A 15,558-nucleotide genomic window follows, 5' to 3' on the forward strand; every position below is an offset into this window, starting at 1 on the left:
GAGGCGGCGTGTGGTCGGGCGTTGAGCAATCCTTTCATCCGGAAGCTGGAGCATGCCGGCCCCTTGTCGCCGGACGAACGGCAGGCTCTTTCCCGGCTGACGCTCGACGCGCGCACGCTCGCGGCGCGGCAGGACATCCTCCCCGGCCAGGACGTCGAGCGCGTCTACCTCGTGATGAGCGGCATCGCCTGCCGCTACAAGACGCTGTTCGACGGCACGCGCCGCATCGTCTCGTTCGTCCTGCCGGGCGACCTCTGCCGCATCCCGCCCACCAGCCGCCAAAGCTCCGAGTGGCGCGTCGGGCTCCTCACCCGCTGCTCGGTCGTCGATGTATCCCGGGCGGCGCTGCAGGAACTGATGGTCCGGCATCCGGGCCTCAACCGCGCCCTGTGGTGGCTCGCTTTGGCCGAGCTGAACCGGTCGCGCGAGTGGCTCGTCAACGACAGCAGGCCGGGCGTGCAGCGCCTCGCCCATCTCCTGTGCGAGCTGCTCGCCTGCCTGCAGGCGGTCGGCCTCGGCGAGGAGAACGGCTGCGAGCTCGCGCTCTCCCAGGTCGATCTCGCCGACGCGCTGGGGATCTCGCACGTCCACATCAACCGCGTCCTGCAATCGCTGCGCAAGCAGGACCTGATCGTCTGGCAGCGCCACCGGCTCGTGGTGCCGGATGTGGAGCGCCTGCACGACTTCGCGGATTTCGACCCGGCCTACCTCGATTTCGGCGGCCTTTCGACCGTTATCGACCCGCTGCCGGCGGGCGACTGACCCCGCTCGGCGGCACGGCTCAGGCCGTGCGCGCCTCCAGCTTGTTGAGGCCGAGCGCCACGAGCGTCGCGAGCGCGCCCGAGAGCAGGTAGAGGCCGACGCAGGCGAGCCCGTAGCGGCTCGACAGGCTAAGGACCACGAGGGGCGCGAAGCCGGCGCCCACCACCCAGGCGAGATCGGAGCTGAGCGCCGAGCCGGTGTAGCGGTAGCGGGTGCCGAAATTCGACGACACGGCGCCGGCCGTCTGCCCGTAGGACAGGCCGAGCAAACCGAACCCGACCACCACGTAGACGGTCTGCCCGGCCATGCTGTCGCCGAACAGGAGGGGCGCCAGGATGCTGCCAAGGGCGAACAGCGCGATCATGCCGGCGCAGATCGCCAGCATGGTGCGCCGCCCGATCTGGTCGGCCATCAGGCCCGAGGCGAGGATCGCGCCTGCCGCCATGGTGGCGCCCGCGAACTGCACCATCAGGAACTCGCCCGCCGAGCGCTGGGTGAACAGCGTGATCCAGCTGATCGGGAAGATCGTGACGAGGTGGAACAGCGCGAAGCTCGCCAGCGGCACGAAGGCCGCGATGAGCACGTGGCGCCAGTGCACCCGCAGCAGGTCGGAGACCGGCACCGGCTCCAGTTCCTGCTTCTGGAGCAGGTGCACGAACTCGTCCGTGGCCACGAGGCGCAGCCGCGCGAACAGGGCCACGACGTTCACCGCGAAAGCGACGTAGAACGGGTAGCGCCAGCCCCAGTCGAGGAAATCCTCGGGGCCGAGATTGGCCAGGAAGAACGAGAACAGGGCGCTCGCCAGCATGAAGCCGAGGGGCGCGCCGAGCTGCGGCATCGCCGCGTACCAGCCGCGGCGGTTCTCGGGCGCGTTCAGCGCCAGCAGGGAGGCGAGGCCGTCCCAGGCGCCGCCGAGGGCGAGGCCCTGGCCGATGCGGAAGGCCGCGAGCAGCACGATCGCGGCGCGGCCGAGATGGTCGTAGCTCGGCAAGAAGCTGATCGCGGCCGTCGAGAAGCCGAGAAGGAGCAGGGCGACCGTCAGCTTGACGCCGCGGCCGTGGCGCCGGTCGACCTCCATGAAGATCACGGAGCCGATCGGGCGGGCGACGAAGGCGAGCGCGAAGATGCCGAACGCGTAGAGCGTCCCCGTCAGCGGGTCGGCGATGGGGAAGAAGACCTTCGGGAAGACCAGCACCGAGGCGATGCCGAAGACGAAGAAGTCGAAGAACTCGGAGGTGCGGCCGATGATGACGCCCATGGCGATCTCGCTCGGCGCGACCTTGTGGTCCGTCGAGACGAGCCGGGCGTCGCGCTCGTTCGCATCGGAGGAGGGCAGGGCGTAGTCTGAGCTCATCGTCGGCGGGTCGCTCTGTGGCGCGGGGGTGAGCCGGCGCTTGCGGCAACGGGATCTGTGATGCGGGCGGGCCGGGCGAGCACCGCGGCGCAGCGTCCTCATGCACGCGAATGGCCCGCGCACATATCCGGCGGCATCAACCCAGCCATGCCCGTGGCGCCCGCCGCTGAGACATCCGCGCACTTGCCTCACGGCCGTGCTGCAGCGCAGTAAACCGCTGTGTTCCCGGGGCGCATCCGCGCGCCGCATCCGGACCCACGCGCCGTTCCGGCTCTCCTTCGATACGATCCGATGCGCCTCAGACAGCTTCGCGCCCTCGCGCTGGTCCCCCTGCTCGGCCTGCTCGCCGGCTGCAACATGGTCGTGATGCAGCCCTCGGGCGACATCGCGGTGCGCCAGCGCGACCTCGTCCTCGCCTCGACCGGGCTGATGCTGCTGATCATCCTGCCTGTGATCGCCCTGACGCTGTTCTTCGCGTGGCGCTACCGCGCCTCGAACACGCAGGCGACCTACGATCCGGACTGGCACCACTCGACCCAGCTCGAGGTCGTGATCTGGGCGGCGCCGCTGGCGATCATCATCGCGCTCGGCGCGCTCACCTGGATCAGCACGCACACGCTCGACCCCTACCGGCCGCTCTCGCGCCTCGACGGGTCGCGCCCGCTGCCGGCCGACGTGAAGCCGCTCACGGTCGAGGTCGTCGCGCTCGATTGGAAGTGGCTGTTCTTCTACCCCGAGCAGGGCATCGCGACCGTCAACGAGCTCGCCGCCCCGGTCGACGTGCCGATCACCTTCAAGATCACCTCGGCCTCGATCATGAACTCGTTCTACATCCCGGCGCTGGCGGGGCAGATCTACGCCATGGCCGGCATGGAGACGAAGCTGCACGCCGTGATCAACAAGGCCGGGATCTACGACGGCTTCTCGGCGAACTACAGCGGCTCCGGCTTCTCGCGGATGAACTTCAAGTTTCACGGCCTCGACCGCGCCGGCTTCGACGCCTGGGTCGCCAAGGCGAAGGGCGAGGGCAGGGCGCTCAGCCGCGAGGCGTACCTGAAGCTCGAGAGGCCGAGCGAGCAGGAGCCCGTGCAGCACTTCGCCTCCGTCGAGGACGGGCTCTACCGCGCGATCCTCAACATGTGCGCCGTGCCCGGCAAGATGTGCATGAGCGAGATGATGCACATCGACGCGATGGGCGGCGCCGGCAAGGAGAGCCAGCACAACCGCGAGCGCCTCGAGTACGACAACCGCCACGCCGTCGCGGGCCACGAGGGCGAGGCCGCCACCGTCCCGGCCTCGGGCCGCCCCGCCAAGGGCGACGTGCAGCCCGAGGGCATGAAGCCCGACGCGCAGGACCCGGCCGCGAAGGGCCGCGGCGAGGCGCCGGACGCGACGCCCGACCATTCCGGCCATCGGCACGGCGCGCCGGCACCGGCGCAGATGAACCACTGAGCCGGCGCCTCAACGGCCGCCGCACCCCGCCAACGAGCGAAAACCCATGTTCTCGAACCTGGACCTTCAGAAGCTGATCTTCGGGCGCCTGACGCTCGAGGCGATCCCCTACCACGAGCCGATCCTGATCGTGACCTTCCTCGGCGTCGTCCTCGGCGGCGTCGCGGTGCTCGGTGCGATCACCTACTTCCGGTTCTGGGGCACCCTCTGGCGCGATTGGATCACGAGCGTCGATCATAAGAAGATCGGCATCATGTACGTGATCCTCGCGCTCGTGATGCTGCTGCGAGGCTTCGCCGACGCGCTGATGATGCGCGCCCAGCAGGCCATGGCCTTCGGGGCGAACGAGGGCTACCTGCCGCCCCATCACTACGATCAGATCTTCACCGCCCACGGCGTGATCATGATCTTCTTCTTCGCCATGCCGCTGGTGACGGGGCTGATGAACTACGTGGTGCCGCTGCAGATCGGCGCCCGCGACGTCGCCTTCCCGTTCCTCAACAACTTCAGCTTCTGGATGACGGTGAGCGGCGCCCTCACCGTGATGGCCTCGCTCTTCGTCGGCGAATTCGCCCGCACCGGCTGGCTCGCCTACCCGCCGCTCTCCGGCCCCGCCGCGAGCCCGGGCGTCGGCGTCGACTACTACATCTGGGCGCTGCAGATCGCCGGCATCGGCACGCTCCTGTCCGGCATCAACCTGATCGCCACCATCGTGAAGATGCGGGCGCCGGGCATGACCATGATGAAGATGCCCGTCTTCACCTGGACGGCCCTGTGCACGAACGTGCTCATCGTCGCCGCCTTCCCGATCCTGACCGCCGTCCTCGCCCTCCTGTCGCTCGACCGCTACGTCGGCACGCACTTCTTCTCGAACGACCTCGGCGGCAACCCGATGATGTACGTCAACCTCATCTGGATCTGGGGCCACCCGGAGGTCTACATCCTCATTCTTCCGGCCTTCGGCATCTTCTCGGAGGTGGTCTCGACCTACTCGGGCAAACGCCTGTTCGGCTACGCCTCGATGGTCTACGCCACGGTCGTCATCACGATCCTCTCCTACCTCGTCTGGCTGCACCACTTCTTCACGATGGGCTCGGGCGCGTCGGTGAACTCGTTCTTCGGGATCACGACGATGATCATCTCGATCCCGACGGGCGCCAAGATCTTCAACTGGCTGTTCACGATGTACCGCGGGCGCATCCGCTTCGAGGTGCCGATGCTGTGGACGGTCGGCTTCATGGTGACCTTCGTGGTCGGCGGCATGACCGGCGTCCTGCTCGCGGTGCCGCCCGCCGACTTCGTGCTCCACAACTCGCTGTTCCTCGTGGCGCACTTTCACAACGTGATCATCGGCGGCGTGGTGTTCGGCCTGCTCGCTGGCATCACCTACTGGTTCCCGAAGGCGTTCGGCTACAAGCTCGACCCGTTCTGGGGGAAGGTCTCGTTCTGGTGCTGGCTGACCGGGTTCTGGTTCGCCTTCATGCCCCTCTACATTCTGGGACTGATGGGCGTGACGCGCCGCCTGCAGCATTTCGACGACCCGTCGCTGCAGATCTGGTTCGTGATCGCGGCCTTCGGCGCCTTCCTGATCCTGTGCGGGATCGTCTCCTTCGGCATCCAGCTCGTGGTGAGCTACCTGAAGCGGGAGGAGCTGCGCGACCTGACGGGCGACCCGTGGGGCGGGCGCACGCTCGAGTGGTCCACCTCCTCGCCGCCGCCGGAGTACAACTTCGCCTTCACGCCCGTGATCCACGATCACGACGCGTGGTGGGACATGAAGAAGCGCGGCTACAGCCGTCCGCTCCAGGGTTTTCGCCCGATCCACATGCCGAAAAACACCGGCACCGGCTTCGTCCTCGGCGTCCTCAGCGTCGCCTTCTCCTTCGCGATGATCTGGTACATCTGGTGGCTCGCCGCCCTGACCTTCGTGGCGATGTTCGTCGTCACGATCGTCCACACCTTCAACTACAACCGCGACTTCTACATCCCGGCCGACGCCGTCGTCCGGGCCGAGGATGCGCGCACCGCGATGCTCTCGGGACGGGCCTGACGCCATGGCGACGCACGCAGCGACGACTCACGACGTCGCCGAGGCCCCGGCCTTCCACCTGGAGGAGGACCACCATCCGGAAGGCAGCACCATGCTGGGCTTCTGGATCTACCTGATGAGCGACTGCCTCATCTTCGCGGTCTTGTTCGCCACCTACGCCGTGCTCGGGCGCAACTACGCGGCCGGGCCCTCCCCGAAAGACCTGTTCGAGCTGCCGCTGGTGGCCCTGAACACGTCCATGCTGCTCTTCTCCTCCATCACCTACGGCTTCGCCATGCTGGAGATGCAGCGCGAGCGGCAGGGGGGGACGCTCGGCTGGCTCGCGGTGACGGGGCTGTTCGGGCTCGCCTTCGTCGGGATCGAGCTCTACGAGTTCGCCCACCTGATCCACGAGGGCGCCACGCCCCAGCGCAGCGGCTTCCTCTCCGCCTTCTTCGCCCTCGTCGGCACGCACGGCCTGCACGTCACCTTCGGCACCATCTGGCTCGTCGTCCTGATGGTGCAGGTGCGCCAGCGCGGCCTCGTCATCGAGAACCAGCGCCGGCTGATGTGCCTGTCGATGTTCTGGCACTTCCTCGACGTGGTCTGGATCGGCGTCTTCACCTTCGTCTACCTGATGGGAGTGCTGCAATGAGCGCCGGCGCGGACACGCACCACCACGGCCACGGCGCCGGCAGCGTCGGCAGCCACGCCACGTTCCGCGGCTACATGACGGGCTTCGTGCTGTCGGTCCTCCTCACCGCCATCCCGTTCTGGCTGGTGATGGCCGACGTGCTCGGCGACAACCGGCTGACGAGCCTCGTGATCATGGGCTTCGCGGTCGTGCAGATCGTCGTGCACATGATCTACTTCCTGCACATGGACACGAAGTCGGAGGGTGGCTGGACCTTCCTGGCGCTGATCTTCACCCTGACGCTCGTCGTGATCACGCTGATCGGCTCCCTGTGGGTGATGTACCACCTCAACGCCAACATGATGCCGATGTCGGGCCACGACATGCAGCAGCACGTGCCGGCGGCCCCGTCCCGCTGAGGGCACGGCGCGCCCGATGACCCGCATGCCCTTCCGGCGCCGCTCGCGGGCGGGCCTCGCGCTGATCGGGCTCGCGGCTCTCCTCATCGTCGCCGGGCTCGTCGGGCTCGGAACTTGGCAGGTGCAGCGGCGGGCGTGGAAGCTCGATCTGATCGCCCGCGTCGACGCGCGGATCCACGCGGCGCCCGTCGCGCCACCGGCGCGGGCCGCGTGGCCGCAGGTCGGGCCGGAGGACGCCTACCGGCGCGTGCGCGTCGCCGGCACCTTCCTGCACGACGAGGAGACGCTGGTTCAGGCCCTGACCGAGCGCGGCGGCGGCTTCTGGGTGCTGACGCCGCTCCGGACGGCTGACGGCAGCCTGATCCTGATCAACCGCGGCTTCGTGCCGGGCGACCGCCGGGACCCGGCGACGCGCCGGGACGGGCAGGTCGGCGGCCAGACGGCGGTGACGGGGCTCCTGCGCCTCACCGAGCCGCACGGGGGCTTCCTGCGCGCGAACGACCCGCAGGCCGGCCGCTGGTACTCGCGCGACGTCGCGGCCATCGCCGCGGCGCGGGGGCTGACCGGCGCGGCACCCTACTTCATCGACGCCGACGCGGCGCCCAATCCCGGCGGGCTGCCGGTCGGTGGCCTCACGGTGGTCGCCTTCCGTAACGATCACCTCGTCTACGCGCTCACCTGGTACGCGCTCGCCCTGATGGTGGCTGGTGCCACCGCCTACCTCTTCGTCGACGCGTCGCGCCGCCGGCCGGAGTAACGAGCATGCCGCGGTCAGGCCGGGCGCATCGGCCCGGCGCGGCCAACCCCCTCAACGGTCCTGCGCTGCCCGTCGCGGGCCGGCCGGCCGATCAGGCGGCGGGCGATGGACGGGATCGCCGGTCGCCGGCCGGTCCGGCGCGCCCCGAGGCCGGGCTCCGGCGGCATGACGGCGCGCTCGGCCTGCGGGGAGGGGAGCATCGCCACGCGGTCGAGGAACGGCCTCGACAGCGCCAGCCCGGACAGGACCGAGGGCGACAGGATCGTCCCGCCCTGCGTGGTGATCCAGGGCGCGCCCGCATCCGCGTCGAGCACCGCGAACGCCTCCGCCAGCGCTTCCCTGAGGCTCTCGACCTCCCGCGGCTCCACCGCCTTGATCTCCACGCCGTGCGGCCACAGCGTGAGCAGCGCCGGCCGGTCGAGGTCCTCGTCGCCTATCGGGTACACAGACACCGGCACCTCCGGCTGCGCGATCTCACGTCTCAGGAGACGATGAGCACGCGGCATGCCAGACTGGCCGGGTGGTCAACACGATGTGATACCGCTCAGCCCGCCTCGATCGCCGCCCGGATCGCCGCGCAGGCGGGGTGCGGGATCGCGGCGGCCGAGATTACCGTCGTGTAGCGCCACGCGAGAAGGCCCGTGCCCATCGCGCGCCCGTTCACCGCGAGCATCGCGGCGCGGCCAGCCCGCGCGCCGGCGGCGTCCTCGGCGACGACGCGGATCTCGTAGACCTGGTGCGCGGAGGCGAAGGGGCGCAGGGCATCGGCCGACACGGTCGCCGAGAGGGCGCGTATCGGGGCGAGCGCCGGGTCGAAGCCGCCGCCCGGGTTGTACACCGTCACCGCGGGGCGCAGGCGCGCCGCCATGTCCTCGGTCATCGAGGGAAGCTGGTCGAGCTCGTCGATCGTCGCGAAGGGGCCGTTGCGCGGTCCGTAGGCGAGCCCGCGCGACCGGTATTGCGGCGCCTCCGCGCCGCCGCCGGGCTCCGGCACGTCGTCCGGGTCGCGATAGTCGACGATCTCGGCCGCGATCGTCGTCGCGTCGCGGTCGGGGATGCCGAGGGCGCGGAAGGCGTCCTCCATCAGTGTGCGCGGCGCGGTGCCGAGGTCGATCAGGCCGGCCTGATCCTGCAGCGTCACCTGCACGCGGACGCCGCCGGAGAGCCCGCAGGCCACGGCCGTGCCGTTCTCGGGGAGTCCGAGCCCCGGCAGGCGGCGGCCGCGCTCGACGAGGAGGCTCACCGCGGCGAGCCGAGCCACCCCGTCTGCGAGCCCCTGGAGCCGCAGCGCGTTGAGCCGGCTCGCGGTCACCGCGACGCGGGTCTGGACGAGCTGCGTGGCGGCCATTGCGCCCGCGGCGACCGCCATCAGGACGGCGAGCACCATCGGCAGCACGAAGCCGGCCGCGCCCGCCGAGCGCCCGGCCGGGGCGGGTATCCGCCTCACGAGGCGGTCCCCACCGGCACGACGAGCGGCGGCCAGCGCCGCCGGTCCCGCGGCGGGAAATCCACCGTGATCTCGACGAGGGCGGGGGTACGGTCGCGCCGCGCCCACGCCGCCTGCCAGCGCTGCTGACCAGCGGCGTCCGCCGCCCCGAAAAACTGCAGGCGCAGGCCCGCCACCCGGTCGAGCAGGAGTTCCGGCTCGCCAGGGACCTCGCTGCCGTAGGCGAGGCCGCGCATCTCCACGAGGTCGAAGCCGGCGTCGGCACGGGGCTTCAGGGCGAGGGCGACCCGAAGCTCGGCGCCGCGCTCGGCCTCGCGGTTGCCCGCGATCACCGCCACCATCCGGTCCGGCGCGCCGAGGAACGGCGCGCGGGTGCCGTCGCTGCGCCGGGCGGCGGGCTCAGAGAGCATCCGGCGCAGGTGCTCGCGGACCACCTGCACGTCCTCCTGGGCGCCGCTCCGCGCGGCGCGCGCCGCGACGGTGCCGGTCGCCTGCAGCGCCTGGACGAGCAGAACCGCGATCAGCGTCATCAGCGCGAGCGAGACCAGCATCTCGACGAGCGTGAATCCGGATTGCCGGGTCTCAGCCACCGCCGAGCCCTCCGGCGATCAGGGTCGCGTAGACGAGGCGCCCGTTCGGGCCGCCTTCGAGGAGGCGGACCCGCCAGAGCGGCGGCAGGTTGCGCCAGCCGAGCGCCGCGCTCGCCTCGACGACGTCGAGCGTCCAGGGCCGCCCGTCCGAGAAGCGCCCCTGCTCGCGGCCGGCCCGCAGGGTGCCGGCGGCGGCGCGCAGGAGCACGATGCCCTCCGCCTCGTCGACCAGGACGTCGGCGAGCTCGACCTGGCTGCCGCGCCGCGCCGTCTCGCCGCCGATCTGCAGGGCGACGAGCGTGCCGAGCGAGACGAGCGCGAAGGCGACGAGCACCTCGACGGGGGTGAAGCCGGCCCGCCGGTCCGCGGGCAGGCCGGGGCCGCGGCGCGCGCTCACGGCGCCTCCTCGGCGCGGCGGACCGCGCCGGTCACCCGGCTGACCACGAGGCGCCGCGTGCCTGCCGCGCCCGCGAGGAGGATTCGCCCGCCGGTGGAGGTCCCGCCCGGCAGGAAGCGGATCTCGCCGGGCCCGGCGCGGCTCAGGGGATCGGCTTCCACGGCGACGCGCAGGGACGGCATCAGCAGGCTCGGCGCGCCCCGGCGCGAGCTGAGGAAGCTGTTGCTGCGCGCGTCGAAGACGATCCGCGTGCGCCGCCCGGTGCGCAGGGCCTCGGCGCGCAGGAGGCCGAGCTCGCCCGCGAGCGCGTCGACGGCGCCGTCGAGGCGCCGGCCGGGCAGGGCGGCGCCGATCGAGGGGATCCCGATCGCGGCGGCGAGCGCCAGCACCGCCAGCACCACGAGCATCTCCACGAGGGAGAAGCCCGCCTCCTGCTCGGGCGCGGTCCCCGGCCTCACGGGGTCGGAGGGGCCGGAGGAGCGGGAGGCGGCGCGAGGAAGGCGGTGAGCCGCTCTGCGAGCGCGTCCGGCCCCTTCCCGGCACCGACCCGGTCGACGATCACCCCGTCGCCGTCGATGAGGTAGATCGCGGCCGTGTGGCCGTAGGCGTAGGCGCCGTTCGGGAAGTCGGTGCGGCGCGCGACCACCCCGAAGCTGCGGATCGCCTCGTCGACCGCCGGGCGCGCGCCCGACAGCGCGACGATGCGCGGGTCGAAGCTCGCCATGTAGCGCGCCAGCACCTCGCCCGTGTCGCGCTCGGGATCGACCGAGACGAAGTAGACCTTCAGGTCGGGCGCGCCGGCAGGCAGCCGGGCCAGCGCCAGGGAGACCTCGGACAGCGTGGTCGGGCAGATGTCCGGGCAGTGCGTGAAGCCGAAGAACAGCGCGTAGGGCTTACCGGAGAGGTCGTCGGAATCGACCGCGGCGCCGTCGGGCGCGGCGAGCCGGAAATGGCCCGCGATCAGGCTCGACGGGACCGCCTGAGGCGGGGTGATGGCCTCGACGCCCGCGGCCGGCGGTGCGTCGGGCGGAATCCGGGTCTCGGCGCGGGCTCCGAGCCCGAGCGCGAGGAGCGAGAGGACGGCGAGCAGGGCACGGTGCGGGAGCATGGTCAGCCTTCGGCGGATGGGGAGGGTCGGCGCGCCCGCAGGGAGCGGCGCGGCGAAACGCACGCGGTACGCTGGTCTCTGCGGCGGCCCCGGCGGGGGCCGCCGCGCTACTGGATGCGCACGACCCTGGCGACGCTCGGCACGCCCTTCTCGTCCATGGCGAAGAGCATCCAGGGTCCCGGCAGAAGCACGCCGGAATCGGTGGGCAGCCGCAACTGGTAGCTCGTGCCGCTGCTGCTCGCCGGCGTCAGCGGCACCCGGCGCTGGTCGTTGTCGGTGGAGTGCGACACCGAGTTCAGCCGCACCAGCGCGAAGCTCGCGGCCGGCCGTTCGGTCGTGACGGCGATCGTCGCGCCCCGGGCGGCGGCCGCGGGCGCACCCGTGATGACCGGCCGGCTCGCGGGCTTGCCGTCCTCGGCGAACAGGTAGGGCGGCGACAGGATCTCGATGTCGGGGTGATCGCCCGCGCAGCCTCCGCAGGCACCGCCGCCGGCCGCCAGCACGCGGGCATCGGGCAGCAGGAGCGCGATGCTGTGATAGCCGCGCGGAACCTTCATCGGCGCCAGACGCCGGAACTTGCCCGTCGTCGGCGACCAGAGGTCCGGCATCATCACGTTGCGCACGTCCTGGTAGGACAGGAGGATGTTCATGCCGCCGAGGATCACGACCTCGCCCGAGGGCAGCACGACGCTGTTGGCGAAGCCGCGCGGCGAGGGCATCGGCGCCTGCTTGGTCACCGTGACCGGGCTGCCGACCCCCTTCGAGATGTCGATCACGTAGGCGCCGTCGTTGCCGGGCTGTCCGGCGTAGACGAGCGATCCGCCGACCTTCAGGATCTTGCCCACGTCGTACATGACGGCGTTGCCGTTGAGCGAGACCGGGTCGTCGCCCCGGATGCCGGCCGGGATGATCCCGCCCTGACCTGCGTGACGATCCAGTGCATCTCGCGGCTCGGGCCGGCCTTGAAGACCAAGCCGCCGGTCTGCGCGTAGAGCCACATCTGGTTGTCGTAGAACCCGACCTCGCCGCCCGGGATGGCGAGCGCGTTGCCGTCGATGCCGGGTGAGACGCGCCAAGCGCCGGTGTTGGGTGACCAGATCTCGCCGTACTTGTTGTTCTGGGCGACGGCGAAGGAACCGCCGACCGTGAAGGCCTCCCCCGTCGACAGCGTCGTCGCGCCGTTATAGCTGCGGGCGATATTCAGGGAGGGGCCGCGCGACCAAGCGTCGGTCGCGGGATCGTAGATGCTCGTGTTGTTGCCCGTGAGGCCGCCCACGACGACGAGACGTCCGTCGGGCAGCGTGCTGGTGCCCGGACAGAACATGTTGTGCCCGAAGGCGGTCACCGCCTTGATGCTGGTGGCGTTGGTCGCCGGGTCGAACAGCGCCGTGTAGGTCCAGGGCCGGGTCGAATCGCCGGACTGGTTCGGGCTCGGGCCGGCCCAGAGCATCAGCTTGCCGTTGGCCAGCACCGCGCCGGCGGCCGCGACGAGTCCGATGTTGACGGGCGGCGCCCACGAGGAGGGCGCCGCCCGTCCGATCAGGGTGAAGCGCTCGTAGTCGGCGCCGATGCAATCGAACTGGTTGAGGGGCGCGCCCGGCTCGCGCGAGCCGGACACGACCGTGACGCATCGGCCCGAGTTCAGATTGACGATCTCGACCCACTGGTCGAGCTTGCGGATCTGCCAGAAGCCACCCTTCATGGCGCTGGCACAGCCCTGCTGGACCATGAACGGCCCGTTGGCCGTGTTGCCGCCGCTGGCCCAGAGACACGAGCCCGTCGCGGCGTTCTTGATCCGGTAGCCCTGCGCGCCCGCGGACACGAAGGTCCAGGTCTGGGCATCGGTGTCGCGGCAGATGTCCTGGACCAGGGTGACGCCGTCATTTGCGGACGTGCCGGGAACCTGGACGCACATGCCGGACTGCCGGTTGACCAGGGCCACGGGCTCGGTCGGCGCGGTCTCGCCGGGGGGCGTGCCCTGGGCGGTGCCGGACCCGGATCCACCCGTGCCGGTCCCGCCGCCGCCCGTCCCGCCCGACGATCCCGTTCCCGTGCCGCCGCCGGTCGAGGTGGTGCCGCCGCTCCCCGAGGTGGTGCCGCCGCCGGTGACAGTGGCGTAGGTCGGGCTCCAGCTCTGATTGTCCGCGCCCGTGCAGGTGCGCTGCGCGATCGCCGCGCCGCCTTGCGTGCCCTCGGCCGCCAGGCACCGCCCCGAGATCACCGAGACCAGCGCCGTGCCGCTCGCCGTCTTCGAGACACGCCAGCGGTGCTGCGCCGCTTGCGGCACGCAGTCCCACTGCATGATCCGGGCCCCGTCCTCCTGCTTGGTCGGACCCGCGTTGTCCAAACACTTGCCCGTACCCGCATTCACCACGAGGACCTCGCCCGCGTAGCCCGAGGCGCGCAGGGACCAGGTCTGGGCCGTCCGGCCCGTGCAGGCCTCCTGCGTCAGGTAGGCGAAGTTGGCGCTCGCGTCCCCCTGCACGGTCAGGCACAGCTTGGCGCTCGCCGCCGCGATCGGCGCGGGCGTGCTCGTCGGCAGGTCGGCCGCCGCGCTGGCGCCGCCAGTGCCCGTGCCCGAGGTCGCGCTCGGGCTCCAGTTCTGGCTGGCCGCGCCCGTGCAGGTGCGCTGGCTGATGCCCGCGCCGGCGCTCGTCGCGCCCCCTTCCACGCTCAGGCAGCGGCCCGAGGCGACGCTGACCAGCGCCGTGCCGGCAGCATTGTTCGAGAGGGTCCAGCGCTGCTGCGGGGCCTGAGGCACGCAGTCCCACTGGATGATGCCGGCCCCGTCCGTGGTCTTGTCGGCCTTGTCGTTGTCCAGGCACTTGCCGGTTGCGGCGTTGGCGACGAGGACCTGGCCGGCGTAGCCCGAGTCGCGCAGGGTCCAGCTTTGCGCTGTCCGGCCGGTGCAGGCGTCCTGGGTCAGGTAGGTGAAGTTGGCGCCGGCATCGCCCTTGAGCGTCAGGCAGAGCTTGGAGTTGCCCGCCACCAGCGGCACCGGCGTGCCGGTCGGCAGTGCTGCCGTCTGGGCGCGCGCCGGGCTCGTTCCGAAGTTGAACAGTACAGCCAGAAATACAACCAATAATTGAGCGCTTATCAGCATGGCCGCAGCTTCCGATCGACAGTCGATCACTGTCGATGGCGGGTTAAAATTCTATTAAATGCGGGTGTGTGTCTGATCAGAGTGGTGAACGCGCAATTCCGGCGACATCGGTCGAGCGCATGCTGTCCGGCGCGAACGGCATCCAAGCGTTGGGGCGAAGCACGCGGGGACCGGCGGACATCAGGTGAGCCGAGCCCTGCAACGTGCGCGGCACCCCGATCCGCGGCGATCGACAAGACTTTCCGGTCTTCGGCGGCCCCAACGCGCCGAGCTCGCTGCCGATGTCGGTCCACCGGCCATTGCCGAGCGTGAACGCCTCGCCCATCCTCGAGGTCGGCGCGCCAGCGAGGGTTCCGATCGCTTGGCGCAGACCTGCTCTCGGCGAGCGCCGTCCGCGAGCGCCGGATCTCGACGCGTGTGCCGCGCATCGGATGGGCATCAACCGCTATCGGCAATCGAAGGCCGAGCGGCCGTATGTCAGTCTGTGAGAAAGTGAGATGGCGCGCCCGAAAGGATTCGAACCTCTGACCCCCAGATTCGTAGTCATGTAAAACATAGTATCATTGGCGATTGTAAGCGATCGTAAGCACGCTTTCTCATCTTTAGCACCAGTATTTTGACATTATGGTCTATCTCTGGTAGTTTCAGGATGCTTACGACTGATTACGGATAGACACTAAGATGCGCCTCAGCCGGCAGAGTCTCGACGCGATCAAGGTCCCGCCTGGCAAGTCCTACGTGCTCGAATGGGATGACGCGGTCCCGGGCTTCGGCGTGCGCGTAAATGCTGGCGGAACGCGCGCGTTCGTCGCTCAGTACCGCAATTCGATGGGCGTCACGAAGCGCGTAAGCCTTGGACGTGTTGAAGCCATGACGGTGGACGATGCTCGACGCCTCGCCCGCAGCACCCTCGCCAAAGCCCTTACTGGGATCGATCCTGCTGAAGAGAAGGCCAAGGCCAAAGCACAGGCAGCTACGACGCTAAGCACGATCGCGGATGCCTACCTGAAGGCCGCTGAGACCCGGCTGAAGGCACGTTCGCATCAAGAGGTCGCACGGCACCTCCGGAGCCACTGGGGGCCGTTGCGGGCCGTTCCGGCACACGCAATCAAACGCGTGGACGTTGCAGCTCGGCTTCGTGAGATTGCCGAACAAAGCGGCCCCATCGCAGCCAACCGCGCTCGCGCCTCTCTCTCGGCGATGTTCACATGGGCGATGGGGGAGGGGACCGTCGAAACCAATCCGGTCGTAGGCACGAACAAGGCAGCCGACGAGCGATCTCGCGATCACGTACTCACCGATGCCGAGCTTGCAGCCGTGTGGCACGCGTGCGGCAACGACGATCACGGCCGCATCGTCAAGTTGCTGAGCCTGACCGGTCAGCGCCGGGACGAGGTTGGCGGTATGAGAACGAGCGAAATAGATCTCTCCGCCGCCACGTGGAGCCTGCCAGCGGCGCGCACGAAGAACAGCCTGCCACACGACGTTCCCCTCTCCGCGCTAGGG

Annotated in this window: 17 protein-coding genes; 7 read left to right on the top strand and 10 right to left on the bottom strand. The window is 70.3% G+C overall.

All coding sequences use genetic code 11. The features are described from left to right. Positions 1-63: 63 nt before the first annotated feature. Complete coding sequence (locus MOX02_RS21710; RefSeq protein ID WP_147027885.1) at positions 64-762, top strand: Crp/Fnr family transcriptional regulator; 699 nt, start codon at positions 64-66, stop codon at positions 760-762. A 19-nt stretch (positions 763-781) separates the two neighbouring features. On the opposite strand, the gene MOX02_RS21715 is transcribed toward MOX02_RS21710, so the two are convergent. After that, the gene (locus MOX02_RS21715) at positions 782-2,116 is read right to left on the bottom strand and encodes an MFS transporter (protein WP_147027886.1); all 1,335 of its coding nucleotides are present in this window, start codon (positions 2,114-2,116) and stop codon (positions 782-784) included. Positions 2,117-2,407: 291 nt separating this feature from the next. Between MOX02_RS21715 and cyoA the strand changes: the two genes are divergently transcribed. Genes cyoA through MOX02_RS21740 form a run of 5 tightly spaced genes read left to right on the top strand, consistent with a single transcriptional unit; the run spans position 2,408 to position 7,407 of the window. Next, positions 2,408-3,568 carry a ubiquinol oxidase subunit II gene (gene cyoA, locus MOX02_RS21720; protein WP_147027887.1) on the top strand — a complete coding sequence of 387 codons (1,161 nt, stop codon included), beginning with the start codon at positions 2,408-2,410 and terminating at the stop codon, positions 3,566-3,568. A 46-nt stretch (positions 3,569-3,614) separates the two neighbouring features. Beyond that, a complete protein-coding gene (cyoB, locus tag MOX02_RS21725) occupies positions 3,615-5,618 on the top strand; it encodes a cytochrome o ubiquinol oxidase subunit I (RefSeq protein WP_147027888.1) in 2,004 nt (667 codons plus the stop codon). Positions 5,619-5,622: 4 nt separating this feature from the next. Continuing rightward, the gene (cyoC, locus tag MOX02_RS21730; RefSeq protein ID WP_147027889.1) at positions 5,623-6,252 is read left to right on the top strand and encodes a cytochrome o ubiquinol oxidase subunit III; all 630 of its coding nucleotides are present in this window, start codon (positions 5,623-5,625) and stop codon (positions 6,250-6,252) included. Next, positions 6,249-6,650, top strand: a complete 402-nt coding sequence (gene cyoD, locus MOX02_RS21735) for a cytochrome o ubiquinol oxidase subunit IV (protein WP_147027890.1) — start codon at positions 6,249-6,251, stop codon at positions 6,648-6,650. Before cyoC ends, cyoD begins: the two co-directional genes overlap by 4 nt. Before the next feature lie 16 nt (positions 6,651-6,666). Next, positions 6,667-7,407: an SURF1 family protein gene (locus tag MOX02_RS21740; RefSeq protein WP_373866776.1), complete on the top strand. Its 741-nt coding sequence runs from the start codon at positions 6,667-6,669 to the stop codon at positions 7,405-7,407. 14 nt (positions 7,408-7,421) lie between these two features. On the opposite strand, the gene MOX02_RS31780 is transcribed toward MOX02_RS21740, so the two are convergent. From MOX02_RS31780 to MOX02_RS21785, 9 genes are all read right to left on the bottom strand, one after another. Continuing rightward, entirely contained in the window at positions 7,422-7,859 is a 438-nt protein-coding gene (locus MOX02_RS31780; RefSeq protein WP_174804956.1) for a hypothetical protein, read from the bottom strand. Positions 7,860-7,951: 92 nt separating this feature from the next. After that, positions 7,952-8,854, bottom strand: a complete 903-nt coding sequence (locus tag MOX02_RS21750) for a type II secretion system minor pseudopilin (RefSeq protein WP_238178664.1) — start codon at positions 8,852-8,854, stop codon at positions 7,952-7,954. Beyond that, positions 8,851-9,444, bottom strand: a complete 594-nt coding sequence (locus MOX02_RS21755; protein ID WP_147027891.1) for a PulJ/GspJ family protein — start codon at positions 9,442-9,444, stop codon at positions 8,851-8,853. Before MOX02_RS21755 ends, MOX02_RS21750 begins: the two co-directional genes overlap by 4 nt. Further along, positions 9,437-9,841, bottom strand: a complete 405-nt coding sequence (locus MOX02_RS21760; protein ID WP_238178663.1) for a type II secretion system protein — start codon at positions 9,839-9,841, stop codon at positions 9,437-9,439. The genes MOX02_RS21755 and MOX02_RS21760 overlap by 8 nt, the downstream gene beginning before the upstream one ends. After that, positions 9,838-10,299 (bottom strand): GspH/FimT family pseudopilin, encoded by a 462-nt coding sequence (locus tag MOX02_RS21765; protein WP_238178661.1) that lies wholly within the window; start codon positions 10,297-10,299, stop codon positions 9,838-9,840. The genes MOX02_RS21760 and MOX02_RS21765 overlap by 4 nt, the downstream gene beginning before the upstream one ends. Then, a complete protein-coding gene (locus MOX02_RS21770) occupies positions 10,296-10,949 on the bottom strand; it encodes an SCO family protein (RefSeq protein WP_147027892.1) in 654 nt (217 codons plus the stop codon). The genes MOX02_RS21765 and MOX02_RS21770 overlap by 4 nt, the downstream gene beginning before the upstream one ends. Positions 10,950-11,056: 107 nt before the next feature. Beyond that, positions 11,057-11,803 (bottom strand): galactose oxidase early set domain-containing protein, encoded by a 747-nt coding sequence (locus tag MOX02_RS21775; RefSeq protein ID WP_147027893.1) that lies wholly within the window; start codon positions 11,801-11,803, stop codon positions 11,057-11,059. Continuing rightward, positions 11,779-14,052, bottom strand: coding sequence for an RICIN domain-containing protein (locus MOX02_RS21780; RefSeq protein ID WP_147027894.1), 2,274 nt, complete (start codon positions 14,050-14,052; stop codon positions 11,779-11,781). The genes MOX02_RS21775 and MOX02_RS21780 overlap by 25 nt, the downstream gene beginning before the upstream one ends. A gap of 76 nt (positions 14,053-14,128) precedes the next feature. Continuing rightward, complete coding sequence (locus tag MOX02_RS21785; protein WP_147027895.1) at positions 14,129-14,377, bottom strand: hypothetical protein; 249 nt, start codon at positions 14,375-14,377, stop codon at positions 14,129-14,131. Positions 14,378-14,733: 356 nt separating this feature from the next. Between MOX02_RS21785 and MOX02_RS21790 the strand changes: the two genes are divergently transcribed. Further along, the coding region (locus tag MOX02_RS21790; protein ID WP_147027896.1) for a tyrosine-type recombinase/integrase at positions 14,734-15,558 on the top strand (825 nt) is incomplete at its 3' end.

The organism is Methylobacterium oxalidis (genome assembly GCF_007992195.1).
Classification (GTDB): domain Bacteria; phylum Pseudomonadota; class Alphaproteobacteria; order Rhizobiales; family Beijerinckiaceae; genus Methylobacterium; species Methylobacterium oxalidis.